Genomic DNA, 21790 nt, shown 5'->3' with positions numbered 1-21790 from the left:
GCGTACAGCCGGGTCGAGGCCGCCGAGCGATCGGCCACCAGAACGCGAGAACGGCACTATGTTTGCATAACAAGCCAAGGGAGTAAGGACATCCCTTGGCCAAACAATGATATCAGCCATTTCTGTAATCGCCCCCAGCACGGGTTGCCTGGTAATTTGCCATGGCACCAGGTGCCATTCGATTAGCCTGCCCCACAGCGCCAGACTGAATCCCGGGGGCGGCCTGCTGAATGCTCGAGTCCACGTAAGGCTGGATGCTACCATTCTTTGGGTCGACGCCAACGATCACCCGCATAGTGCCGCCACCCCGACCATTGTGGCCCTCCTGCCCCGGCTTGGTAATGGTGACTCGCTCATTTGGGCTTGCCTTGAATGCGACGAGCTGGCTGTCGACGCCACCGGCGCCACCAACCTGAAACGAACCACCATTCTGAAATCCGAGCAGTTTACCGATACCGCCGAAGATGCTTCCAAAAATGCCACCAGTGCTACCTGCGACACCGCCACCAAACAGCGCCTGAAAGGCCTGGTTCATCCACATATCCGCGAGACTTCCGAGAACGTCGGCAATGGCTTCCTTGACGCTTTTCGAGCCATCGATCACACCTTTGAATGCGCTCGACAGACTGCTGGAGAGCTTATCGCCGATGCTTTCCATCTGTGAAAATGCACCAGTGACATTGGAAGCGACGCCGGTCGCCGTATTCACCACCGTTCCGGAGAAGTTGGTTATCCCGTTATTCAGACCCTGCATCACGTTGGTGCCGATGTCGTGCATCACGCGCGAAGGCGAATGAATATCAAAGACGGACTTCACGCCATCCACGACGCTAGACGCAACGCCCTTTACACCCTCAACGACACTGGAAGCAGCGCTGGTGATGCCATTGAGAAGCCCCATCATCAGATCCGTTCCGACCTGTACCATTTGTGCAGGCAGAGCCTGAAAAGCCGCAAGCACCTCGCTCGACACTTGCTGAACTGTGGTAACGATCTCAACCACCTTCGTTTGAATGGAGGCAATCAATCCAGGAAAGATCGTCTCCACGACAGTCGCGAGCGTTTGCCAGAAGTTATGCACCAGCTCCTGCGCGGACCTCCATGCACCAGCAAAATCGCCGGTCAGAAGCTGCGCGATACCGGTCGCAAGCAATCGGGCGTTTTCGAGGAACCCACTGAGACTTGCGCTCATGACGGCCACGGCGGCGTCGACAACCTGACCCACAAGCGGGAAACTCTCCCGGATCCGTTCCCAATTTTCGTAAAGGTAGAGAGCACCCGCCGCGAGCGCTGCAATTGCTGCGACCGCAGCTAGAACCGGAGCGGAGATCCCCGCAAGAACCGTAATGAAAAGCCCGATCGAAGCAACGACAGGTCCGATGATGGTCGCGACACCAGCGACCACAGTTCCCCATTTCAGCAGTTCCGGATTTGTCTGCGCGACCCAACGGATCAACTCGGCCAGTTTCGTGACTATGCTTGTTACCCACTCAAGAAGGCCGCTCGTCGCAATGGCAATCGTGACTGCTCGGATGGCTTCGCCAAGCGCGCGCATGCCATCATTGTACGCCTTCAATCCCTGCGCCTGTTCGTCCGAAATAACCGCAGCACCTTCGCCGAGTTTGCGGAAACCCTCACCCCCTTTCGCAAGCAATGGGATAAGCGCCGTTGCATCCGAAGCCATCGCCTCCAGATAAAAAGTCAGATCCTGCTGCGAAGCGCCGGCTTTGACGAGGCTGTCGTAGTAGAGCTGCAATGCCTGAGGGCCGGACAGGTTCTTGAAGGCGTCGGCCGTGATACCAACCTTTGGCGCGATCTTCTCGAAGAAGTCCGCCATCGGGCCACCACCAGTCGCGACGAAATCACCAACGCGATCATTCACATCCTTATAGATATCGGAAAGCTTGTCGCTCTCGATACCCACGGACTTTGCCGCAAATGCCAGACGCTGAAACTCCTCGAATGCAGTATTCGAAATCTGCGCCGCCTTTTGCAGATCTTGAACGTCCTTCGCCATGGATGTCACGGCAGCAGTGACGGCAATCCCGGCGGCAGTAATCGGAGCGGAGACATACTTCGAAAGCGACGCCCCCCAGTTCTGCATAGCGCGACCAGCTTGATCCATCGCTTTGCGAACACCGGTCAGGCCATTTTTAAATTGTGCAGTGTCGATCCCGAGATTGACGCGCAGCGCGCCGATGACAGCTGAGCCCATGAGACACTACCCCTTTTGCCGAGACCCCACCCACGCGGACCACGCGTTGAATTCTCGTTTTGAATTGTTTTGATCTGGGCTTGCCTTAGTCCGCACGATTTGATGCTGCATGGACTTGAGCGAGGGCAGCCGTTCAGTTCGCGCCAGCGCTTCGATGTGCCATGCCAGCCAAGCATTCTCGTTATGCTGGTGACGAAGCCTCGCTGTCGCTCCATCAAGCACGGCATTGACGACACGGAATGTCAACGTCCAGAAGCGAGACTCATCCTGCCCCGCCTCCACCCAAGACTTCAGCAGTGGGAGAGGGTCTAACCTCTCCCCCTCCGAGGGTTTTTCGAACCCTTCGCCTCCGGAAACGCCAGGGCGAAAGCTTTGCTGATTGCATCCATGCAGTTCTGCATGCCCGCTTTGCTGACGACGTTGCCAGCTTCCTTGACCGTAATCTCTGGATGCTGGTCGAGAAGCCCAGCCCAGACGACATTCCGGACGGCCTTCATGGTGATATCATCGCCATTCAGATCTTCTTCGACGATTTTCTGGACACTTTTGCCGAACACGTCTTCGAGTTCGCACAAGGCATTGATACCAAAGCTGATGCGGTATTCCTCGTCGCCAGCCTGCAGGTGAACCTGGCCGAGATTTGGGTTTGCCATATTGAACCTCAGGCAACGACGGCGGTGGTGGCCGCGCTGGAGACGGTGGTGCTGTAGAGCGTATTCGCGCCCGTCACATCCACGGTGATGACCTCGCCAATATCTGCCGTGACCGGCACGTAAGACGACGTGTTGGCATTGAGGACGGGATCACCACCGACCTTCCATTGATAGGAGAGATCCTCAGCACCTGCCCAGATGCCCCAATCGACAGTGAGCGGTGCGCCGACCTTTGCGACGCCTTCGATCAGCGGAAGATCGATGTTTCGGGGCGCTGTGACGCCAGTCATGATCGGATCGCCGGAAACGCGGAGCGTAAGCGTTGCAGTCTTTCGATCATCGACAGGAATATCTTTTTCGTAGCCCTGCCGGTTTCCGCGAAAGATCACCTGAATACCGTTCTCGAAAGTGACGCGATTGATCAGCTTCTTGCCCTTGATCGACTGGATGAAGCGATCGGTGACAGAGCCTGGAACGTAGTTCATTTCCGCAGACGCTTCACCAGAATCGGTCAAGCCGGGAATGTACTCGCGCGTCTTGTTCGGAGACTGCATGTGAGTTGCTTCGATGCTGTCGTCCGTATCGGATGGTGGCGTCAGGGCGTACACCTCACGAATGTAGGTGAATTCATCCGGCGTCGACACAAGCGCGATTTCAAGCACCGTGCCGTAGCCAATGGAAACTTCAGTATCAGCCATTGCTGCTCTCCTGATGGTAAATGAAGATATCGATCGACACACGGAAAAGCTGGTTCACATCACCTGCATCCGTGTCCGGCAGGTCGCGCGCAGTGTCCAGAAAAATCCCTTTGATGGCGCCGCTCCGGTATCCAGACAGCGCCTTGGAAACGGCACGTGCCGCTGCCTTCGAGGCAAGATATGTCTTGGCCCTGACATCGATCTGGACACGCGTTCGCGTCAGGTTGGATTGACCGGAAAAACTGTAGTTCTGCTGATTGCCGACAACCTGCAGAACGCAGTTCGGTTTGGTCTTTTCCTTTTGAGGAACCGCCACCCAATAGACATTGAGGCCAAAGTGGAGCGCTACCGCCGGATTGCCCAGCAGTATCGCAAGAAGCTTCTCTTCCATGGGTCAGCCTCTCTTGGCGTTCCGCCGTGCAGACTTTTCAATCTCAGTCCAGAGAGAATTCGCAATGCGGTCCAGCGTCGGCACCTGCTCACCGTCCCATGCAGGCCGCATGAAAGGTTGCGCAGCATGCCGGTCGTTTCCGAACTCCTGCTGGACGCCAGCAGGATTGTTGGTGCCGACGAACATTTCCTGAAACGACTGACCACCTTCCTTCTTGTGAAGGGCAGACTGTCGCTTGCTCAGTCTCGTCGACACGTCGACGCTGTCATAGAGATGGAACTCGTCACGAGGAGCGAGCTGTCGGGCTCGTCGCGCCAATGGCTCCGCCGCCTCTTTAAGGACGCGTCGCAGCGTTTGCTTTGCAACGGCCTCAGGCAGTTGACCAAGAGCCCGGTCAAGTTCCTTCAGGCCTGTGATTTTGGTCGTGGAGCTGCGCATCAATCATTCTCCGCCGTCGCCGTGATTTCGCGAAAGCGATTGCGACCGTCCTGCGTTTCCTTAATGCCGACGATGTTCCAACGTTTGCCATCATGAAACATCTGGTCGCTGGCAACGATGGTTCGACTGCGATCGCTGGAGCGGATCGTAAAACGTGCCGACAGAAACCCGCCGACGCCTCCCGCCTGAAACTTCTCCCCGTCCGAGACATCGACGCGCTTGGCGCGATATTTCGTGACAACCTTGTCATAGACAGGCTCATTCATTTCATTGCGCCCGACTTCGGCGCCGAGACGTTCAATAGTGATCGAGCGATCCAGTTCCTGTGCCGTCGTCATAGTGAAAACCTGCGATACTTGCCGACAAGAGCTTCCTCGACCTGAGCCAGCTTGTCTGCACCGGCGCGTGCACTCTCGTCATAGGCAAGCTGCACACGGATCTTGATCGCCGTCTTTATGTCGGCAGGCACAGTGCTTTTCTGATCAATCACAGGCCATCCAGCCGCATAATCAATCTGCAATGCCGCTCGCTCGTAAAGATCTGACGGACGCTCATACGATTTTCGAAAATAGATCGAGGCCTCGCCGGATGCGGAGACATCCAGCGCATATTCGCTGGCCGCAATTGTCGAGATCTGCCCCGCCGCATTACGATAGCGTGCCGCTGAGATACTCGACACAGGTCCCAACGGAAGCCTGAGGCAGCCAGAGAACCCGTCAAATGACTGCCGCCAGGTCTGCTCCGAAAGAACGATCCCGAGTATGCCCGTCCAGCCCTCGTAATGCGTCACCGCCGAGCGGATCTCATCCGAGATCAAATCATCATCTTCGTGCGACAAAATGGTGCCGTCACCGTCACGCTCGACGATCCGAAGTGCGATCTTCATTTCGTTGAGGGTAACTGGCAATCCATCAGCGGGCGTCACAAGGACTGGACGATGCATTTTAGCCTGCCTTGTTGCTCGGAACCTGTTCTGCCTTGTTGGCAACCTTAGGTTCAGCCTTCACCTTCTCGACTTCGGCCTTAACCTTGTCGATCTCCGCAGCGGCGTCGGTGCGCGCCTTGTCAACCATGGCTTCGATCTCCTTCAGATCTTCATCAGCCTTTGCCTTGGCGTCTGCGACCGCCTGTGTGATGCCGAGTGTTTCGTTGTCCGCATCGGCTTTCGCTTTTGCCACCTCGTCTTCGATGGCCTCCAGAGCTTCGTCAGCGGTTTTCCGGGCGTCAGCAAGACGCTGATCTTCCACTTCGATGAGCTTGTCGATTTCCGTTTTCCGACTTTCGACGGCCTGAAGCGCGGTCGAAGATTTCGTGTTCTTCCAACGATCCGGATCATGTTCCGCGAGAACGCCAAGACCGACGAGCTGTTTGGCTTCATCTGCCTTCAGTTCGCGGCTTTCGCCCTTCCGGTAAAACCGGTCGCCCTCATGCTCTCGCAGCACGTCGTATTTCACCGTTTTGCTCATGACTTCACTCCTTCGGTTCACGAAGAGGGCGGATCTCGCCGCCCTCTGTAGTCAGCCGAAAAGACAGGGCCTTGAAGTTACGGACCGGAAGGCGGAGCTACGTCACCGTAGATCAGGCCTTCAGGGCGGTAGACAGCCAGCGCCAGGCGCTCTTCGCCGAGGATGGTCACCTTGTTGCGCACGAAGTCGTCATTCTGGAAGCCGACTTCGATCCGGGACTGCCACTGGTCGAAAATCTGCGCTGCCAGACGGAATGCTCCGGTCAGGAACTTGCCGACCGCGATCGACTGCGTGGCAACAACCGGCAAACCCCACAAGGTGGGACGCAGTGTGCCCTGCGGATTGCCGATGATGTAACGGCCCTCGCCGTCCTTCAGGGTCTCGATCGACGCCCAGTCGATGTCGTTCAGAACATGACCAGTTGCCGGGAATTCCGACAGGGCAGCCTGCAGCATCGCGATACGGAGGACATCGATCGACGTCATCGGTGTGGGGCCGGTATAGCCGGCCGGGATAGCGAAGTCGGTCGCCTGAGGAATCAGGCCGAGAAGGTTTTCACCCGTGCCATCGCCGTTCAGAAGCTGGCCTTCTTCCTTGATCGCCAGACCGTACAGCAAACGACCGTCGATCATCGAGCGGATCTGCGGGAAGTCAGACAGGATCTGCTTCGATGCACGGAACCAGTGTGCGATGACCCTTGTGGAGACGGTCTTGTCAGCAAGCTTGATATCAGAATTCGGCTTCAGAGCGCCTTCCGCAACCGGGGCGGCGTTGTTGGCAAAGCCTGTTTCCTGAAGGTACTCGATGACCGGGCTATCGGTATTGCCCGGCGTGAGGAGATCACGCACCGTCAAGCGACGCTGCGGAAGCTCCAGAACGCCAGGCAGGCGGTTTGCGGTAATTGCCGCACCGGCAGATCCGGCGGCGTCGGTTCGCGCCGTGGTGATGTCAGCTTTCACCGGCATGCTGGCAGACGCCCCGCTGCGTGGTGCGGAAGCAAGAGCCTTCAGGTCTTCGGTTTCGACGAACTGCTGACCGAAAGACTTTTCGCCATCGCGACCGCCGAAATCCGCACGAGCAAGTTTCTGCTCCATCTCGGCGACCTGCTCACTGAGGCCGTTCATCTTGAGCAGCGCCTCGTCAGCCTTTTCCTTCAGGGATTTCGACAACTCCTCGCCAGACTTGGCTTTGCCGATTGCTTCTTCAGCAATCTGCTTGACCTTATCGATGGCATCATCGAACTGCTTTTTCACCTGGTTGGCAAGCTGCTCTGCAGTCTTGCTGTCGGGATGACCGCCACCATCACGCAGGTAGCGGCCCGCAGCGCGTTCATTCGCGGTCATGGCACCGAGAATACTGGACGATGCCAGCATATAGGTTTTCTTTTTCATGGATCTGCCTTTCGTGGCCTTGAAGATTACGCGCTCAGCAATGCTTGCATGAACGCGGTTCCGGGGTCCGCAACGGCAGGATCTCCCTGCCCTTTCAGGTGGACGCGCGCGGCACGCTCCGCCTGTGAATTCGAAAAGCCCAATCCCTTGAGCCACATTTCGAATTCCCGCTCTGTCAGCCGGTCCCCGGCCTTCAGACGATCTGATAATTCATGTGCTGCCTTGGCGGCTTTGACGCTGGCAACGGTTGCATTGTCGTTGGCACCGATCGACACGACAGAAACCTCTCTCAGGTCGATCTTTTCCAAGGTCCAGATGCCGGTTTCAGTGTCGACCGAGTATTCCTTGATCCGGTAGCCGATCGACAATCCGTCGATATCTTTGGCCTTGAGAAGCTCGTAGGCTTCTCTGGCGCGCTGAACGCCCATGTTCAGCTTTCCGCGAAGGAAGAGGCCCTTGTCATCCTCTTTCGCTTCGAACCATTTGCCGATGGGCTCGCGAGAGTCATGCTGCCAGAACATTTTCGGTGTCGTTCCGGCAGCCTTATGGGCTGCAAGGGAGTCGCTGTAGGCACCAGGCGCGATCACATCACCGTAGCTGTCCGGTTCGCCGCCGAACGTTGAGCCGTAGCCCTCGATTTCGCCGCTCTCTTTCATATCCTTGATTGAGAGGCAGGCTGTGCCGAACTTCATCAGCATGTTCATTGCGATTGCTCCCTCTCTTGCGCGATCAGTTGCCGGATGGCCTCCTGATCGATCTCGGAAATCGGTCTGTTCTGCATCTGCATGCGCGGGATGTCGCCGCCGTCGACCGGCGGCAGGTTTTCGAGGTCGCGAACCTCGTTGATGGTCATGGCGCCGATCTGCGTCATCTGCTGGTAGAAGCGGGCACGACCCGCACTGTCGGCACGCAACAATCCTTCAAGATTGAATTCGACCGAAATACCAGCTGCACGATCCGCAGCGGTCAATAGCTGCTTTTCAATCGCCTGCTCGATCCGCTTCAAACGACGACGGAGGGTGAATTTCTGAAAACCCAGCGTCTGCTGCTCGATGCCGGATCCCCAGCTTGTCGTTTTCTCAGTATGACCGACCATGAAAGGCGGGACACCGAAGAATCGGCAAACCTCCTCGACGGAAAAGCTACGCGACTCCAGCATCTGGGCATCTTCAGGTGCGAGCGTCAGCTGCTCCCACTTGGTGCCACCTTCAAGGATCATTGGCTTGCCGGTATCGGCTGCTGTCTGAAACTTGGTAGCCATCTTCTCTTCGGCCAGCTTGCGCTGCTCAGAAGACAACCACTTGTCGAACGTCAGTACGCCCGAGGGCCGCATGCCGTTTTTAAAGGTCGAGCCCGCCGATTTGTCGATGGCGCGCGCCAGGCTGAATGTGTGCCGCCCGAAATGAAGCGTCGACATTCCACCGAGAGGGTTTCCACCGAAGCCACGAATATGCAGCATGGTTTTGTCGGTCTCGATGTAGTGCTTGCCGTCCTGCGACCACCGGTACTCCAAGGTTCCGTTCGGGAGTCGACGCACCCCCATCAAAGCGGGATTAACAGGCGTCAATGAAGCAACGCCACGGCTTCCCCGCTCTATTCTAGCGTAACCATTGCCACGCATTTCAATCGACGCCGCGATGAATTCCCAGAAATCGACCGCTGTCTGATCATAGTTCGGGCTGTCATGCAGAAGTCGATAGAGCGGGTGCTCGGAAAAGACCTCCCTCACACCCTTTGCATCGCGCCGGTAAACCATCAACGGTAGGCTGGCGATGGTGCCCGCCAGGAGATTGACGCATGCCCATGCCGATGAAATCGACAGCACACTTGTGTCATTCACCGGCTCCCCGGCATCGCCCATACCTGACGCATACCAGCCGTCCGTGTTTTCGATCGACAGCATTCGCGCCATCGTCGAAGCCGCCTTGAACGCAAGTCTGCGAATAGGGTTCACTAGCCACCTGCCATCTCTCGGAAATAATCGTCCATGCCCGCGCTCCCCGAGGCTTCAGGGTTGCGGCTCATCAACTCGCCAGCGTTGAACGCTGCGACAAGTGGGTCGATTTTCGAACTTGCTGTTTTCTTGTCGATATAGACGTTGCTGCCACGCAGCTCCGCACTTGCGTTCTGCACACACCAGGACAGCAAAGCCGACCCGCAATGCTTCATTGTTCCATCGGCGAGCTTGCGCTCGATGCCGAAGATGGATGCCGAAAGCTTGTAACCCTGCGATACTGCCTTCACCATTGGGTCAACGATCTCGTAGGTCGCCAGCTCTTCAAGCAAGGCCGTGACGCCGTTTGGATCCAGACCTACCGCCCCAACTTCAGGGAGCATGCCCGAGTTGCGCAGATCCGCAATGATTGCTGCGGCCTCTTCAACGTCCTGTGTCACTCGCTCACAGATAACCAGATCGCCATCACGCTGGAAGTCATTGAGCTTTTCGACGATTTCCGGATGTCGCTTCAAAACGGTTGGTTGCGCCCAAGCCTTGACCCAAAGCAGCCACCGTCTTGTAACCTTATGCCGTCCTATGGTCGCCAATCCCCAGAGATCCAGCAAACCGCCAACGTCACCTCCGACTACAATCACATCGCAATTGGCTTTGAGGTAATCGAGCGTTATTCGCCTGTCGGCAGCAGCCTCCCAATAATCGGCGCCGATCCATCGATCAGAGTGAAGCGCAAGGCCAATTTCCACATTGAGATGCTGACTGGCCCAGCGGCGCTCTTCCTCCTCCCCTTTCCTTTGAGCCTCCAACCATTCTTCCATCAATCGGTCGATGGTGATGGATAACCCAAGGTTCGGCAGTACCATGTGCCAGTATTGCGGATCCTTCCACGGCTTTTCCTTGGAGATCTGCATCTTCTCGGGAAATTCATACAACACCGGAAGGGTTGTGCTGCCTGTGATGGTGCCGTCTCGCACCCCCCGAGCGTATTGCAGTTCAGACTTAAACACCCCCGATGGCGGTTCATCACTTTGCGTCGTAATGATGATCAGGAAAGACTCTTTGTTCGGGATCAAGCCACCGCTGATCTGCCCCAAAACACGAGAAGCGTAAGAGTAAGCCGACATGACATGAAGCTCATCAAGCAGAACGCCGGCTGGTTTGGTGCCGGTAAGCACCTTCATGTCAAAGGTTTTGATACGCAGTTTCGCCTTGTTCAGGCGATCAACAATCATCTTCTTGTGTTCGATCGCGTGAAATCTCTTGTCGAGATACGGATCAGCTTCAATCATCCCTGCCGCTTGCTGGTAGGCAGTATCTGCAACATCCTGCGTTGGACCAATGAGAAGGAACTCGGCACGCGGTCGCTTGTTCATGAGAAGCGCGGTGACCATGACACCTGCGCCACCGGTCGTTTTTGAATTCTTCTTCGGAACTAGACCGAACACCTTGCGCACATGGCGCTCGCCGTTCTCATCAATGGATCCGAAGATCGCTCTCACTATGTCGCGGAACCAGTCTCCAGCTGCGTCGGCCATGTAAGGCTGACCAGGAACGTCCGGAAGCCGGAGATTGTTGAAAATCCCGACCGCTCTGTTTCCCTCCTCCAGATCAATGGGAAGATCTGGAACGATAGATCTTCCATCACGCAGACGATCCGCCCAATCCGGACAAGAGAAGGTCCAATCTGCCTTTATTGCAGAAGCGAAGCCCATGGTGTGCCTTCATGCGCCGTTTGGGCGTCTCTGTCGGCGGCCTCCTTCTTCCCAAGCTTCTCATCCGGCTTCTTTTCCGGGGCTCTCGGGATCGGTACAGCGGGCGCGCCCTGTTTTTCGATGATGTCGAAGATCCGCGATATCGCGACCGAATTACCGGACTTCATTTTTTTGAGCGTGACCTCAAGGGCCATACCCTCGATCTGGTCAGCGCCGTCCTGAAGCTCTCGGGAAAAATTCTTTCTTAAAGTCTTCTCATCGCATCCAAGGTAACCGGCAATCCGCGCCTGTGTCCAACCTGCGGCCCGAAGGAGGCATACAAGCTCCTGATTTTCTTGGTTTTTCGCAAACGATGGCCGTCCGCGCCGATCCTTGATTGGCATGATCGGCTTGCCGAACAGATCGTATTCGACATCCTTGCCGGAAAAATCGTCTGCCACGGTAAAAAAAATCTCCGAATGTGGGGGGCGCGGGTCTAGAGGCGAAGGGCTTTCGAGACTTTTGACCGCCCCCCCCTACCGACCAGCGGCTCGTTCCTGCTTTTGCTTCAATCGGTCGTGACAAGGCTTGCAAAGGCACTGCAGATTGTTCTCATTCCAGAACAATTGCTCATCACCGCGATGCGGCATCTTGTGGTCAGCTACCAATCTCGACGTATTGCCATCAACGCGACCGCAGCCAACCATCTGGCAAGTGAAGAGGTCTCGGATCAGCACTGACATTCGAAGCTTCTGCCATCGGCTTGTCTTGTACCAAGATCGGTATGCAAGACTGTTGTCGCGCTGACGGTTTCTATCCTGCTCATCGCCCGGCATTGGACCAAGACGAGGCGGCAGCTTGCCGATCCGTGATTTGAGAGTGGTAAGTCTGCCCATACCCACAATGCAAAAAGGCGACCTGCTGGTCGCCTCATCGTCATGGTCGCATAGCTGTAGCACTGGCCCTGAATCGGTGTCTCGCTTGGGAGACTGTCAGGACTGGGTGCGGGCGTGAAACGTAATCGCCACTAAGAACCGCATCGACCGTGAGCAGATTTGTACTCACAACTTCTCAAGCATTGCAAGCGGCATATTGAACACTGTTGGCTTTCCAAAGATCACGACGGTGACAACAGCATCGCCATGCCCACCCTCTCCGAATGCGTCCACCGACACTTCATAACCAACGAACGGGCCACTCGTTATCCTGACCTTGTCGCCCTTCCTGATAGCGCCAGCGCTCCGGCTGAAGTCATAAGCACCGCTGTGCGCCAATTCCTTGAACTCATTGATAGTTTCACAACTAACTCGAATGGCTTTGTCGCTGCCCATAACGATGTTTTTCACACCCTCAAAAGACAGGATACCGCGCAAAGCATGGTTATCAGGCAGGCAGTAAACGAACACAATTCCGTTGAAGACAGGCAGGCTAGAGGCTGGCAACCGCCGTCCATGACGCTTTCTTTCCGGCCCCATTCTCATGATGACGCAAGCCTCAATACCGGCCTCGATCATGGCACTTTCAACAGACTTTTCTCGCCCATAGCCCACTCGGGCGATCACCCACGCCGATTCGGTTGAATTATGCGCCCTCACTTTCGATGCCGATTCGCGCTCGTGAGCGATCCGCGCTGTGTCCCTCGCAATGCGCTCAAGCTTCATTATACCCATCAGAGAGACATGCGAGATATCACCAAACTTATGCTGCATCATCGTTCCGTCCCTCGTTCAGTCTTGCATTGAAGTTGTCGATGGCCACAGCGACAGCAGCGTCCAGGTCGCTCACATCAGGTGGCAAACGTGGGAACTGCGCGAACTCCAAGACTTCAGGAGCAGAAGGCCAAGGCCAGCAACGCTCCGCATAGGCGCGCTTCCAAGCCTCCCAGACCTCACCACCCACAGAGACCCTTTCAAAGTCCTTGCTGATCTCAACGATGCGGTTGACGACAGTGAAGCGCTTGCGTTCGATGAGCTGCACAGCCTCTGGCCAGCCTTGCTTCTCGTTCTTGTCCCGCCAGATGAGGTCGCTCTTCTCCGGGTTATTGTCGATGATGTGCTGCTCCAGCGTCGTCAACGACAATGCCCGGACCGGCTGCAGAAGCTTTGAGGTCAGCAGGGCGCGGCCAGCGCGAGAGAACACCGTGAAGACCTCCTTGCTCTCTGCCTGCGGAGATACGACCTTTTGGGCGGAAAGCTTCGTCCAGCGCTGCTCCTTGAGGTATTTTGCTGCGGAGCAGAGATGCTTGCGTCCGATCGACAACGCTGCTGCCTGGTAGGCGTCGGAATGCTCCAGAGCCTGCGCCCTCTCCTCCGGCGTGAGCAATGCCCATTCCCGGCGTGCATCCGGCTCGCTGTCGCTGATGGCGGTTTTCCAACCAACGAAGAACCGCTTGAACGCCGTTTCGATCAATTTCGGATTTTCTTCCTCATTCCTCAAAACACCGCCCGCAGGCGCGTCTCTCTCTTTTCGTTCAGCATCAGGCGTTAAAGGATAGGCGTTAATAGGTGCCGGTCTAGAGTCGGCAGGGGGTGCCGACTCTGGGTAGGCAGGGGGTGCCGATATACCGGCAGGGGGTGCGGAATGATCACCCTCAGAATTAGGATCAAATTCCTTTTGATCGTCCTCGTCCCATGCATCAAACGCAGAGCTATCGACGGCAGAATCGTAGATCACGCGATACCAGTGTGCGCTGTCGCGGCCACTGGAGCTGAGAACCTCACGTCGTTCTAACGCGCCGATTTCGACGAGCCGCGTAATGGAAGCCTGCACCGTCGAACGCGAGCAGCTCAGCGCCTGCGCAAGCTTCACCTGGCTACGCCTACACCACCCGTGGCGCGTGTTCGCGTTCCGGCCAAGCATGCAGAGCACTTGCAGGTCTTTCCCTTTCAGGCGCGGATCTGCGATGATCCAGCCGGGAATGATGGATAGTCTGGGCTCATTCATCTGCCCGTCCCCCTTAATACCGTACCACAGGAATGCCGAGCGCGATGCGTTCCAGACGCCCTCGTGCTGCACCGACTTCCATGCGCAATGATTTGTCCCCGTCTGCGCCGCGCTCGCGCCGCAGATCTGTCAGTTCGATGTCGAGATAGTCGAGGCCCTCGCGGAAATGGGCATTGAGCAGCCGGTTCCGGATGGTCATTTCGCAGGAGAGAAGAACGTCGAGCGGGCACGTCAGCAGCCACGCCGCCCGCTCCTCGCGTGTCCGCGCCGCCTCAAGCCGTTCAATGCGTGGAATGAGCAGGTTCATGCCGCCACCGCCGTGACTGCGAGGTAGCCGCAGTTTGCGGCGACCAGAGCCTTTGCGACAGGTGGGCAAACGCTGTTGCCGACGCAGGAGACCTGCACCTCCTTCGAGAACGGCATCCATACCGGCGCATCGCCCTGCGAACGGTCAAAATAACCGTCGATCTGATAGTCACGCGGGAAGCCCTGAGCATTGAAAAGCTCACGCGGCGACAGCATGCGCATGCCGATGTCGACAACGACGAACACTACGCCGTCGATTTCAATGGTGACGAACTCACGCTCATCCCAGACGCCATGCGCCCGCAGGAAGTCTGCAACCTGCCGCGCCCGCGCGGCCTGTGCTTCCGTGAAGGGCGGAACGTCCACGGTCGCTTCGATGTGCCCGAAGCGATCACGCGTCGTGATCGTGCGGCAGGCGTCGTCCTCACGGGCGCCTTCGCCGGTCCCGTAGTAAGATTGCAGGTACGGCATGATCAGGCGGCTCTTGCCCTGCCCTTCCGGCATGATCGTCGCAGAAGGTTCTGTGACGCTGTGACCGGTTGAGGTTCCGAAATCGCGCGCGATATAGGCGGAGACGAGCTGCTGCTGACTGCCGGTCTGCGTTACGGTCGACAACGCCTCATCCAGCGGACGGCCCGGATTTACGCCGCCGACACGCCGGCTGTCATTATTGGCCTGAGCCATGTAGCCGACCAGAACGGAATTCTGATCTTTCTTGCTGGCGGTGATGGTATGCGACTGCCCATATACGGAACGGCAAGCGCCGCCCTGCTGAGCATAGGTCAGAACCGGCGCCAGCAAGCCGAGAGGTGCTGCGCCACCGGGACGCTTGATGTAGCTGTTTGCCGTGATCGTCGGAAGCTGATCGTCCATGGCAACGCCGGTCGCACCAGTATTGAAACGCTGGACGGACGGAGAAATCAGCGCTTTCTCACCACGATGCGCCCCCGTGATTGTCTTCAGACTGTCGTCGAGATCTTCGATCCTTCCACCATGCGTCAAATTGACGAGGAAAGGCCGCTTTGCCTTCAGGACAAACCGGTCAAACCCACGCGCAACGCGAGCCTGTGAGGCTTCGGCAATTGGCCGCACCGAGCGAACACCGAATTTTTCCCAGATCTCGGCAGAGGTGTCGAAGATCGACGGGCACGGCAGGCTCCAGTCGATCTCATCGGCCATGATTGGCCACGGTAACTTACGACCGGCGATAACGTCAGCGTCATCGGGCGCGCCGTGCGTTTTCTCCGGCCAAACAATCGGCTGGCCGTCGAAACGCATGATGACAAAGAGCCGCTTGCGGATGGTCGTGGCACCGTAATCGCGCCCACGGATCTCGCGGCTCTCCATTTTCGCGCCGAGCTGCCGCAGCTTCTTGCACCATTTCTGGTAAGCCTGACCTTTGCGCTCCGGATCTGGCCGCAATCCCTTGTCGGTCTGGATCAGCGGGCCGTAATCCTTGAACTCCTCGACATTTTCCATGATGACGACATCGACTTTGCCACCGCTCTGCTGGATGCGCTCTATCCAGCCAGGAATGATCCAGCACAGGTCGCGAATGTTGCGCTCAACCGGCTTGCCGCCCTTCGCCTTGCTGAAATGCTTGCAATCGGGGGAGAACCAGGCGAGGCCAATATGCTTGCCGCGCAAGTGATCGAGCGGATCGATCTTGTAGACGTTTTCCGAGAGGTGGATTGTCTCGGGATGATTTGCCTCGTGCAGCGCCAGAGCCGCCGCGTTGTGATTGATGGCGAAGTCAGGCGACCGGCCAAGCGCCTGTTCAATACCGGTAGACGCGCCACCGCCACCAGCGAAGCTATCGACGATGAATGGACCATGTGGACCGAGAGCAGGAACGGCAACAGATTGGCGAAGGTCGAAGAGGTTTCCGGCGTAGGCGTTCATGCTGCACCGCCTTCCGGCGTGCCAGCCTGGTTGCCCCAGAACGACCAGTTTCCGGTCAGCCTGATATCGCCATCGGCAAGACTTTCCTTGCGCTGGAACATTTCGAGTTTCGGCAAAGAAGGATAGAGCCGGTCAATCTGCTCAGCAAACCATACTGGCTTTCGGCTATGTTCAGTTTTCTTCTCGGCATAGAGGCTGGGAGGCTGTGTTCCCATTTCGGGCGCGAGAGAAATCTTGCCTCGCTTCCCGATCAACAGCAGCTCTGCACGGTCACGGACCCAACGGCCCATCCCTATGTCTACCTTGTCCCAAACGATGGCGGTGACGAACTCAAAGCCCCACGCGCGCATGACAGCAATACCGTCATCGATCCGATTCATCGGCACCCAGAAGAACAGCACAGCATCCGGCGTAAACGGCGATCTTTCGCCAGCGCACAGGGCCATGATTTCTTCAAGGGGCATGGAGGGGTACAACAGCCCCTTGTCCTGCCCCGTTACATCCGACCATGCTTCCTGCTGCCAAGGCGCATCGACATAACCAACCGGAAACGCGGCACGCGGCATTTCGCCAACCGACGTGCGCCCCTTTGAGGCAATGGCACTGACGATCTCATTCCGGACAGTCCTGTTGATCTTCATGGTCTCGGTGCGGATCTGCTTGGCTTCATCCTGCACCCGCCGACGCTCACGCAGTGAGCCATCGATCCATACAACCTGCTCTTCGGGCGAGAGACGCTTTAGACGATCAAGTGTAGCGCCGGTATTCAGCGGCGTGCCAGAAAGCATTCGCAAGGCACGTTCGCAGACTTTCTCACCACGCTCGGCGTCTCTCTGTACAGCGCGCTCCGATTGCCCTGTGGCCTCAGCGGTTGCTGCAGTGAACCTCTTGGCATCAGTGGATTTCAGTTCGCCAAGTTGGCGATCTGATCGGCGGTCTCCACCGTTTGCGGTTTCAGGGTGCTTAAGGAGATAAATTTCCTTGCGCCGAAAGACGAACAGTGCCCTATCAGCGGGCGTGAGGTCGCTTCGGATCAGGTTTTCATCGATTTCCCAAAGCTCGCGATCAAGCGCATCACCCTGATAATGAACACACGGGATAGTTTCCCTGCCAAGTCGCCGCATCGCCTCAAGTCGATGCTCTCCAGCAGACAGCTCGACTGTCTCGTCTGCCTCGTTACCGTAAACGGAAACAGGATTACGCAAGCCATGCTCAGGGATGGAAGCCATGAGCGCTGCGACCTTGTCCTCGTCGAGTGTCCGCAACCGCTTGCCAACGACGATTGATGAGATCTTTCGCTCGACATCGAAGCGACGGCTTGGCGTTACGCCTCCTTCTTCAAATGCGGCAGTCGTTGGATAAAATCGTCCCGAGACTTTCGGATCGCGTGCCAAATAGCCTGCCATATGGAGAATACCCGCAGACTTACCATCACTCTGGTTCTCTGCATCGAAACGACCATGTTCGCACGCATGGGCAAGAATCGCCCGCTTTCTCTCACCAACCACCGTCATCGCAAGCCCTCATCCATACCGAGAGCAACGAGGTAGATGTCGAGTATCGAAAGTTCCTCAGCCAGCTTCTGTGGATCTTTCTTGCGGATGCGAAGAATGTTGCGGATAGCTTTGTTGTCAAAGCCCATCGCTTTCGCTTCGGCCATCACCGCCTTTTCGTCATCCTTGATGACTTCCTTCTCTTCGGCCAGGCGCTCCATTCTCTCGACGAAAGACCGAAGGTGCGAGGCAGCGACGGTCTCAGTGCCAAGTTTGTCGCCAGGACGTTCGCCAGCGCGCCGTTTCTCTTCCGGCGCTTGACCGTGGATTGCGTAAGGATCGTATTCGTCCGCCATTAGTGCGCCCTCATCAGTTGATCGAGGTACGCTTCACCGAAGCCGGTTAAACGAAGATCGCACTCAGTTTCGCCGGTGCGGACATAACCGGCCCCACATAGTTCGAGCGCGAGCGCGCGGGGCTTTGCCTCGCCGGAAATACTCATCCTGTGCCCTGCGAAACGAACCTCGCGCAGCAACGCGCGAGCAGCGTCGGAGACAGACGGAAAATCGATAACGCTTTCGTTGGGTTTCAATGTCCTGCCTCCTCAAGAATGCGGCAAACCTCGCTCTCGGCAAGGTCCAGTTCGGTTGCGATTTCGTGGGTGGATTTGCCGCTTTCCCAAAGCTCAAGAACCCGTGCGGTGCGGGCGTCCTTAACGAGCTTTGAGCGGCTGGTTTCGGCCATGAAAAGCGTCATCGGTCAGGCCTTTGCGGCGCGTTGACCATTAGCTCTTTCAGTTCACGGATCAGTTCATGAACTTCTTTGGTGATGCGCTTCGTAACAGCAGCAGTGCCCAGTGTGCCGGTAATCTTGGCTTCCTGCACAACCTTGATGACGTCCGCAAACTCGGACATCAGGTCCATCATGTCGGCCTCATTGATGGGCCGCGCCTCAGGCTGCAGTTCGTCATCGACAACCAGCTTGAAGCCAAGTTTTCGCGCCATCGCGCCAACGATCACCGGACTTTTGGCGCGGCGGTCGGATTCGATGGCTACGTCAATCGGGATAAGCGCTTCCCGGTTCTCATCATTGAAGCTGGCATACTTTGAGAGCGTCGAAACGTTGACGCGTGTCAGCAGCGGAAAATCAGTGACGCCACCGCCCAGCTTGTAGCTTGCCTCGGTCGCGCCCTTCAGGCTGCGGATCTCTTCTTCGGAAATAGTGCGCACGAAAACACCCCTGAAAACGCGTCAAGGAAAGAAAATCGGAAAAGGATTCGGTGAAGCCCGCGCGGGCGCGGCTTATTCGTTGCTCATCAGATCAACCGTAGCCCCGCCATCTGAGCGACGGCGCAACAAGGAACAGAAGCGATGATGACAACGAAAGAAAAAGGCCGCCGGAGCCGGGAGGAGGAGCGTCACGGCGGGTGCGCGGCAACAAGGGGACGACCCAGCGCGCAGCACTTGAAACGTTCCGGACGAAAGAACCCGCGCCAGGCGTGCATTTCTTCCGTCCGGTTTCCCGCTCGTGTTCTGGCCTTTGAACGGCGGGATTGGTTGCAGCGGCAGGATTTGAACCTGCGACATCGTGGGTATGAACCACGCGGGATGACCACTTCCCCACGCTGCGTTGAAAATGTGAGAGGCCAAGCATCAAACGGCCTCCAAATCGTCATTAGTGTTAGGCCGTGGGATATTGTCCGGCCAGCCAGACTCCTTTGGCCAGTTGGTCGAGAACCACTGCATTGCGCGCTCAAAACCAACAGTGCCTATGTCTCCCCCCTCACGGATCTGCTGAAGGCGCTTGCCCCCCGAGAAAACTTGCGTCGAGACGCGCGATTCCGATCTGCCAGTGAAGCGGCAGTAGCAGTCAGCGAGTGTGATCAACTGTTCTCGTAAGGTCATACGCGGAAAATGCGTATTTAATTACGCCTTGTCAACGTATTTTATTACTCTTTGGGTGGCGCTTTGCGCGTCATATAATACGCAACATGAGCAACGTATTGATAAACCGAATTAATCAGAGACTTTCCGAGCTGGGGAAAGCCGTGCAGCGCGTCTCTCTTGAGGCTACGGGCGCCAAAGAGACGTTGAGAAAGATCCTAGACGGAAGCACGAAAAATCCCCGCATAGACACAATCGCTAAGCTTGCAATCGCACTTGAGACAACTCCAGAATGGCTAACAGGCCAATCCGATTCTCAAGTTGCTCGCGCTGTTCCGAACACATCCGAAACAGACATCCCTGTCCCTAGAAGGGATTTTATGCCAAACGACGTTCCGGTCATGGGAACGGCCGCAGGATCTCACTCAAGGGGTGCTTTTCAGTTAATGCCTGGACCGGTTGATTACGTAAGACGACCTCCCGCCCTAATGGGAGCGAAAGGGATTTACTCTCTCTTTGTCGAGGGAACTTCGATGGAACCACAGTATTTCCCAGGGGATCTGATTTACGTCCACCCAAATAAGCCGCCAAGAGCAGGCGATGCGGTCATTATTCAGTGCCGCAACATCGAAGAAGACGGGTTCGAAGGCACGCTTGGCATCTACCTGAAGCGCACAGAAAAATTCGTCATCATCAAGAAGCACAATCCACTCGCAGAGGTGCAAATATCTCGCGAGACAATTGTCAGCGTTCACAAAGTACTCACGACAAACGAATTGTTTGGAGTCTAGCGGGTCACAACGGCAATGAAGCACACCATCGCAGCCTTCCTAACCCTATGCGCTTTCGCGCATCCTGCCTTTGCGCTGGAACAGGAAGCGTGTCAGGAGAAGATTGTCGAAGGGCAGCGCCTCGGTCTTATTAAGACACTCGCAAACGATGGCGGAGCTATCGTCGTGATCGTCGACGAAAACGCGTACTCCAACAGCAGCTATGACGCGAAGGTTGGAATCGCCAAGAATCTGCAGTGCGCGATCGTTGGCCCGAACAAAGTCCTCGTTGACATTCAGTTCAGAAGCCACAAATCAAAGAAACTGCTTGCACAGTGGAACGCTGGCGACCTCTCCGTAAAATAAAACAACCAATCGATTCGGCCTAAAACCCCAACGAAAACATCGCTCCCCAGGGAGGCGATGCGTATTGTCACGCCCGCTATGGCGTATTTTTATACGCACCCCCATTGACGACGTAATTTAATACGTATTATTTTACGCTCCATTCAAGCCGAAAACCTAACGGCTTGGACAATCTGGAAGAAGACCGGACGGCGACCCCTACCCCCACCAGCCTCGCGCCGTCCGGTCCACCCCTCAACGGATGGAGACCGACATGAACGTCAGTGCGATGAACGACAATGAAAAGATCAACGCCATGGCCGCAGCGATGCGCCGGTTTGGCGAAGGCTGCACCCGTGAGCAGCTCAATCTCTATTTTCCGACCGCCGATATCGACCGCCTGCACGAAAAGGCACGCATGAAGGCGAACGACGACGCGCATTTGGAAGCGGCCTGAATCACCCGTTCCGGTTTCCGTCTCTGCGGAGGCGGTTTCCCGAACGGATGGAGGCCAACGTGACCCAGATATCCCCCACTTACCCGCTAACCTGTAAAAACCTCGGCACCTTTCACAAGGCGCAGCCGATGCCACTGTGCCGCACGATTGTCATCAGCGTGACTGCTGTTGCCTTTCTTGCGTTGTTCATGGCCGCGTCGATCTGCGGTTCCCGCGTCGTCGAATACGAGCGCCACCTGGCGAAGGACGCGCGCACATGATCCGTATTCTCTTTGTCCGCTTCCGCATGGATGCCGCCAGTGAGGCAATGCGCTCCGACATCGAGGCGCTTTGCGCAATCGAGATCGTGGTTATCACCCTCGCGCACTTCCGTCCCACGGCACCCGCTGTGCAAGTCGTCGACCTGCGCAATCAGGGAGGGATCTGGCAATGAGCGCGGAGATCAACATCCTGCAGCAGCGCCGCCCGCCCGTACGCCTCGTGTTTTCAAATGCGACCGCAACCAAGTCGGAAGGCGACGCCTACATCGAGCGTCAACTCGCAAAGGCGAACACACAGCTTATCGGCGCACAGGCCGATATCGCCCACGCCTTCGAGGTCGTGACCATAGGCCGAAACCTGCCGGACCACGACGCAACCATGGTTGGCGATACGCTGGAATCCATCCTGCGCGCCGCCTTGCCCATCATCAACATTTCCGGAGCCAGCAACCGCGACCGCGATCTTATGCGCGCCCTGCGTCAGTGGCTCCAGGTCAACGGGAGCATGAACAATGACTAAGGCCGCAATCGTAC

29 protein-coding genes and 1 tRNA gene are annotated in these 21790 nt (G+C 56.8%); 6 read left to right on the top strand and 24 right to left on the bottom strand.

Annotated features, from left to right (window positions below; translation table 11 throughout):
• Window positions 1-112: 112 nt before the first annotated feature.
• From HWX89_RS10820 to HWX89_RS10705, 24 genes are all read right to left on the bottom strand, one after another.
• The gene (locus HWX89_RS10820; RefSeq protein ID WP_138794488.1) at window positions 113-2215 is read right to left on the bottom strand and encodes a phage tail protein; all 2103 of its coding nucleotides are present in this window, start codon (window positions 2213-2215) and stop codon (window positions 113-115) included.
• A 308-nt stretch (window positions 2216-2523) separates the two neighbouring features.
• Window positions 2524-2868, bottom strand: coding sequence for a GTA-gp10 family protein (locus HWX89_RS10815; protein ID WP_138794487.1), 345 nt, complete (start codon window positions 2866-2868; stop codon window positions 2524-2526).
• Between the two features lie 8 nt (window positions 2869-2876).
• Complete coding sequence (locus tag HWX89_RS10810) at window positions 2877-3566, bottom strand: phage tail tube protein (protein WP_138794486.1); 690 nt, start codon at window positions 3564-3566, stop codon at window positions 2877-2879.
• On the bottom strand, window positions 3559-3957 hold the full coding sequence (gene gp17 / locus HWX89_RS10805) for a tail completion protein gp17 (protein WP_138794485.1): 399 nt from the start codon (window positions 3955-3957) through the stop codon (window positions 3559-3561). Before gp17 ends, HWX89_RS10810 begins: the two co-directional genes overlap by 8 nt.
• A 3-nt stretch (window positions 3958-3960) precedes the next feature.
• Entirely contained in the window at window positions 3961-4395 is a 435-nt protein-coding gene (locus tag HWX89_RS10800; RefSeq protein WP_138794484.1) for an HK97-gp10 family putative phage morphogenesis protein, read from the bottom strand.
• Window positions 4395-4733, bottom strand: a complete 339-nt coding sequence (locus HWX89_RS10795; RefSeq protein WP_138794483.1) for a head-tail adaptor protein — start codon at window positions 4731-4733, stop codon at window positions 4395-4397. Before HWX89_RS10795 ends, HWX89_RS10800 begins: the two co-directional genes overlap by 1 nt.
• On the bottom strand, window positions 4730-5338 hold the full coding sequence (locus HWX89_RS10790) for a head-tail connector protein (RefSeq protein WP_138794482.1): 609 nt from the start codon (window positions 5336-5338) through the stop codon (window positions 4730-4732). The genes HWX89_RS10795 and HWX89_RS10790 overlap by 4 nt, the downstream gene beginning before the upstream one ends.
• Window position 5339: 1 nt before the next feature.
• The gene (locus tag HWX89_RS10785; protein ID WP_138794481.1) at window positions 5340-5861 is read right to left on the bottom strand and encodes a hypothetical protein; all 522 of its coding nucleotides are present in this window, start codon (window positions 5859-5861) and stop codon (window positions 5340-5342) included.
• Window positions 5862-5938: 77 nt separating this feature from the next.
• The gene (locus HWX89_RS10780; RefSeq protein WP_138794480.1) at window positions 5939-7252 is read right to left on the bottom strand and encodes a phage major capsid protein; all 1314 of its coding nucleotides are present in this window, start codon (window positions 7250-7252) and stop codon (window positions 5939-5941) included.
• Between the two features lie 26 nt (window positions 7253-7278).
• Complete coding sequence (locus HWX89_RS10775; RefSeq protein ID WP_246705131.1) at window positions 7279-7956, bottom strand: HK97 family phage prohead protease; 678 nt, start codon at window positions 7954-7956, stop codon at window positions 7279-7281.
• Window positions 7953-9206, bottom strand: a complete 1254-nt coding sequence (locus tag HWX89_RS10770; RefSeq protein ID WP_138794479.1) for a phage portal protein — start codon at window positions 9204-9206, stop codon at window positions 7953-7955. Before HWX89_RS10770 ends, HWX89_RS10775 begins: the two co-directional genes overlap by 4 nt.
• Window positions 9206-10918, bottom strand: coding sequence for a terminase large subunit (locus tag HWX89_RS10765; protein WP_138794478.1), 1713 nt, complete (start codon window positions 10916-10918; stop codon window positions 9206-9208). Before HWX89_RS10765 ends, HWX89_RS10770 begins: the two co-directional genes overlap by 1 nt.
• Window positions 10897-11358 (bottom strand): helix-turn-helix domain-containing protein, encoded by a 462-nt coding sequence (locus tag HWX89_RS10760; protein ID WP_138794477.1) that lies wholly within the window; start codon window positions 11356-11358, stop codon window positions 10897-10899. Before HWX89_RS10760 ends, HWX89_RS10765 begins: the two co-directional genes overlap by 22 nt.
• A 75-nt stretch (window positions 11359-11433) precedes the next feature.
• Entirely contained in the window at window positions 11434-11604 is a 171-nt protein-coding gene (locus tag HWX89_RS26645; protein WP_246705146.1) for an HNH endonuclease, read from the bottom strand.
• Window positions 11605-11958: 354 nt separating this feature from the next.
• Window positions 11959-12609: a transcription termination/antitermination protein NusG gene (gene nusG, locus HWX89_RS10750; RefSeq protein WP_138794475.1), complete on the bottom strand. Its 651-nt coding sequence runs from the start codon at window positions 12607-12609 to the stop codon at window positions 11959-11961.
• Window positions 12596-13840: a helix-turn-helix domain-containing protein gene (locus HWX89_RS10745; protein WP_138794474.1), complete on the bottom strand. Its 1245-nt coding sequence runs from the start codon at window positions 13838-13840 to the stop codon at window positions 12596-12598. The genes nusG and HWX89_RS10745 overlap by 14 nt, the downstream gene beginning before the upstream one ends.
• Window positions 13841-13853: 13 nt before the next feature.
• A complete protein-coding gene (locus HWX89_RS10740) occupies window positions 13854-14147 on the bottom strand; it encodes a hypothetical protein (protein WP_138794473.1) in 294 nt (97 codons plus the stop codon).
• Entirely contained in the window at window positions 14144-16048 is a 1905-nt protein-coding gene (locus HWX89_RS10735; protein ID WP_138794472.1) for a DNA cytosine methyltransferase, read from the bottom strand. Before HWX89_RS10735 ends, HWX89_RS10740 begins: the two co-directional genes overlap by 4 nt.
• Window positions 16045-17562, bottom strand: coding sequence for an MT-A70 family methyltransferase (locus HWX89_RS10730; protein ID WP_138794471.1), 1518 nt, complete (start codon window positions 17560-17562; stop codon window positions 16045-16047). Before HWX89_RS10730 ends, HWX89_RS10735 begins: the two co-directional genes overlap by 4 nt.
• Entirely contained in the window at window positions 17559-17897 is a 339-nt protein-coding gene (locus HWX89_RS10725) for a DUF2312 domain-containing protein (protein WP_138794470.1), read from the bottom strand. The genes HWX89_RS10730 and HWX89_RS10725 overlap by 4 nt, the downstream gene beginning before the upstream one ends.
• Complete coding sequence (locus tag HWX89_RS10720) at window positions 17897-18133, bottom strand: hypothetical protein (protein ID WP_138794469.1); 237 nt, start codon at window positions 18131-18133, stop codon at window positions 17897-17899. Before HWX89_RS10720 ends, HWX89_RS10725 begins: the two co-directional genes overlap by 1 nt.
• The gene (locus tag HWX89_RS10715; RefSeq protein WP_178340700.1) at window positions 18130-18285 is read right to left on the bottom strand and encodes a hypothetical protein; all 156 of its coding nucleotides are present in this window, start codon (window positions 18283-18285) and stop codon (window positions 18130-18132) included. Before HWX89_RS10715 ends, HWX89_RS10720 begins: the two co-directional genes overlap by 4 nt.
• An 8-nt stretch (window positions 18286-18293) precedes the next feature.
• Window positions 18294-18770 carry a phage regulatory CII family protein gene (locus tag HWX89_RS10710; RefSeq protein WP_138794467.1) on the bottom strand — a complete coding sequence of 159 codons (477 nt, stop codon included), beginning with the start codon at window positions 18768-18770 and terminating at the stop codon, window positions 18294-18296.
• 324 nt (window positions 18771-19094) lie between these two features.
• Window positions 19095-19170, bottom strand: a tRNA-Met gene (locus HWX89_RS10705).
• A gap of 361 nt (window positions 19171-19531) precedes the next feature.
• On the opposite strand from HWX89_RS10705, the gene HWX89_RS10700 reads away from it, so the two are divergent.
• From HWX89_RS10700 to HWX89_RS10675, 6 genes are all read left to right on the top strand, one after another.
• Window positions 19532-20215: a LexA family transcriptional regulator gene (locus HWX89_RS10700; protein WP_138794466.1), complete on the top strand. Its 684-nt coding sequence runs from the start codon at window positions 19532-19534 to the stop codon at window positions 20213-20215.
• 15 nt (window positions 20216-20230) lie between these two features.
• Window positions 20231-20560 carry a hypothetical protein gene (locus HWX89_RS10695; protein ID WP_138794465.1) on the top strand — a complete coding sequence of 110 codons (330 nt, stop codon included), beginning with the start codon at window positions 20231-20233 and terminating at the stop codon, window positions 20558-20560.
• A 253-nt stretch (window positions 20561-20813) separates the two neighbouring features.
• Window positions 20814-20996: a hypothetical protein gene (locus HWX89_RS10690; protein ID WP_138794464.1), complete on the top strand. Its 183-nt coding sequence runs from the start codon at window positions 20814-20816 to the stop codon at window positions 20994-20996.
• A 59-nt stretch (window positions 20997-21055) separates the two neighbouring features.
• Complete coding sequence (locus HWX89_RS10685; RefSeq protein WP_138794463.1) at window positions 21056-21256, top strand: hypothetical protein; 201 nt, start codon at window positions 21056-21058, stop codon at window positions 21254-21256.
• Window positions 21253-21429, top strand: coding sequence for a hypothetical protein (locus HWX89_RS10680; RefSeq protein ID WP_178340699.1), 177 nt, complete (start codon window positions 21253-21255; stop codon window positions 21427-21429). The genes HWX89_RS10685 and HWX89_RS10680 overlap by 4 nt, the downstream gene beginning before the upstream one ends.
• Window positions 21426-21776: a hypothetical protein gene (locus tag HWX89_RS10675; protein ID WP_138794462.1), complete on the top strand. Its 351-nt coding sequence runs from the start codon at window positions 21426-21428 to the stop codon at window positions 21774-21776. The genes HWX89_RS10680 and HWX89_RS10675 overlap by 4 nt, the downstream gene beginning before the upstream one ends.
• The last annotated feature ends 14 nt before the right edge of the window (window positions 21777-21790 follow it).

This window comes from Rhizobium sp. RM (assembly GCF_013390595.1).
In the GTDB taxonomy this organism is placed as follows: domain Bacteria; phylum Pseudomonadota; class Alphaproteobacteria; order Rhizobiales; family Rhizobiaceae; genus Agrobacterium.
Note: the sequence above shows the minus strand (reverse complement) of the source record. Positions and strands in the feature narration are given on the sequence as shown.

Bases quoted from the DNA above. Each gene is read 5' to 3' on its own strand.
- HWX89_RS10765 (WP_138794478.1), bottom strand. From the start codon at position 10,918: ATGGGCTTCGCTTCTGCAATAAAGGCAGATTGGACCTTCTCTTGTCCG.
- HWX89_RS10730 (WP_138794471.1), bottom strand. From the start codon at position 17,562: ATGACGGTGGTTGGTGAGAGAAAGCGGGCGATTCTTGCCCATGCGTGC.
- HWX89_RS10690 (WP_138794464.1), top strand. From the start codon at position 20,814: ATGAACGTCAGTGCGATGAACGACAATGAAAAGATCAACGCCATGGCC.
- HWX89_RS10795 (WP_138794483.1), bottom strand. From the start codon at position 4,733: ATGACGACGGCACAGGAACTGGATCGCTCGATCACTATTGAACGTCTC.
- HWX89_RS10715 (WP_178340700.1), bottom strand. From the start codon at position 18,285: ATGGCCGAAACCAGCCGCTCAAAGCTCGTTAAGGACGCCCGCACCGCA.
- HWX89_RS10735 (WP_138794472.1), bottom strand. From the start codon at position 16,048: ATGAACGCCTACGCCGGAAACCTCTTCGACCTTCGCCAATCTGTTGCC.
- HWX89_RS10725 (WP_138794470.1), bottom strand. From the start codon at position 17,897: ATGGCGGACGAATACGATCCTTACGCAATCCACGGTCAAGCGCCGGAA.
- nusG (WP_138794475.1), bottom strand. From the start codon at position 12,609: ATGATGCAGCATAAGTTTGGTGATATCTCGCATGTCTCTCTGATGGGT.
- HWX89_RS10790 (WP_138794482.1), bottom strand. From the start codon at position 5,338: ATGCATCGTCCAGTCCTTGTGACGCCCGCTGATGGATTGCCAGTTACC.
- HWX89_RS10810 (WP_138794486.1), bottom strand. From the start codon at position 3,566: ATGGCTGATACTGAAGTTTCCATTGGCTACGGCACGGTGCTTGAAATC.
- HWX89_RS10800 (WP_138794484.1), bottom strand. From the start codon at position 4,395: ATGCGCAGCTCCACGACCAAAATCACAGGCCTGAAGGAACTTGACCGG.
- HWX89_RS10815 (WP_138794487.1), bottom strand. From the start codon at position 2,868: ATGGCAAACCCAAATCTCGGCCAGGTTCACCTGCAGGCTGGCGACGAG.
- HWX89_RS10700 (WP_138794466.1), top strand. From the start codon at position 19,532: ATGAGCAACGTATTGATAAACCGAATTAATCAGAGACTTTCCGAGCTG.
- gp17 (WP_138794485.1), bottom strand. From the start codon at position 3,957: ATGGAAGAGAAGCTTCTTGCGATACTGCTGGGCAATCCGGCGGTAGCG.
- HWX89_RS10820 (WP_138794488.1), bottom strand. From the start codon at position 2,215: ATGGGCTCAGCTGTCATCGGCGCGCTGCGCGTCAATCTCGGGATCGAC.
- HWX89_RS10745 (WP_138794474.1), bottom strand. From the start codon at position 13,840: ATGAATGAGCCCAGACTATCCATCATTCCCGGCTGGATCATCGCAGAT.
- HWX89_RS10740 (WP_138794473.1), bottom strand. From the start codon at position 14,147: ATGAACCTGCTCATTCCACGCATTGAACGGCTTGAGGCGGCGCGGACA.
- HWX89_RS10675 (WP_138794462.1), top strand. From the start codon at position 21,426: ATGAGCGCGGAGATCAACATCCTGCAGCAGCGCCGCCCGCCCGTACGC.
- HWX89_RS10695 (WP_138794465.1), top strand. From the start codon at position 20,231: ATGAAGCACACCATCGCAGCCTTCCTAACCCTATGCGCTTTCGCGCAT.
- HWX89_RS10785 (WP_138794481.1), bottom strand. From the start codon at position 5,861: ATGAGCAAAACGGTGAAATACGACGTGCTGCGAGAGCATGAGGGCGAC.
- HWX89_RS10775 (WP_246705131.1), bottom strand. From the start codon at position 7,956: ATGAACATGCTGATGAAGTTCGGCACAGCCTGCCTCTCAATCAAGGAT.
- HWX89_RS10780 (WP_138794480.1), bottom strand. From the start codon at position 7,252: ATGAAAAAGAAAACCTATATGCTGGCATCGTCCAGTATTCTCGGTGCC.
- HWX89_RS26645 (WP_246705146.1), bottom strand. From the start codon at position 11,604: ATGGTTGGCTGCGGTCGCGTTGATGGCAATACGTCGAGATTGGTAGCT.
- HWX89_RS10680 (WP_178340699.1), top strand. From the start codon at position 21,253: ATGATCCGTATTCTCTTTGTCCGCTTCCGCATGGATGCCGCCAGTGAG.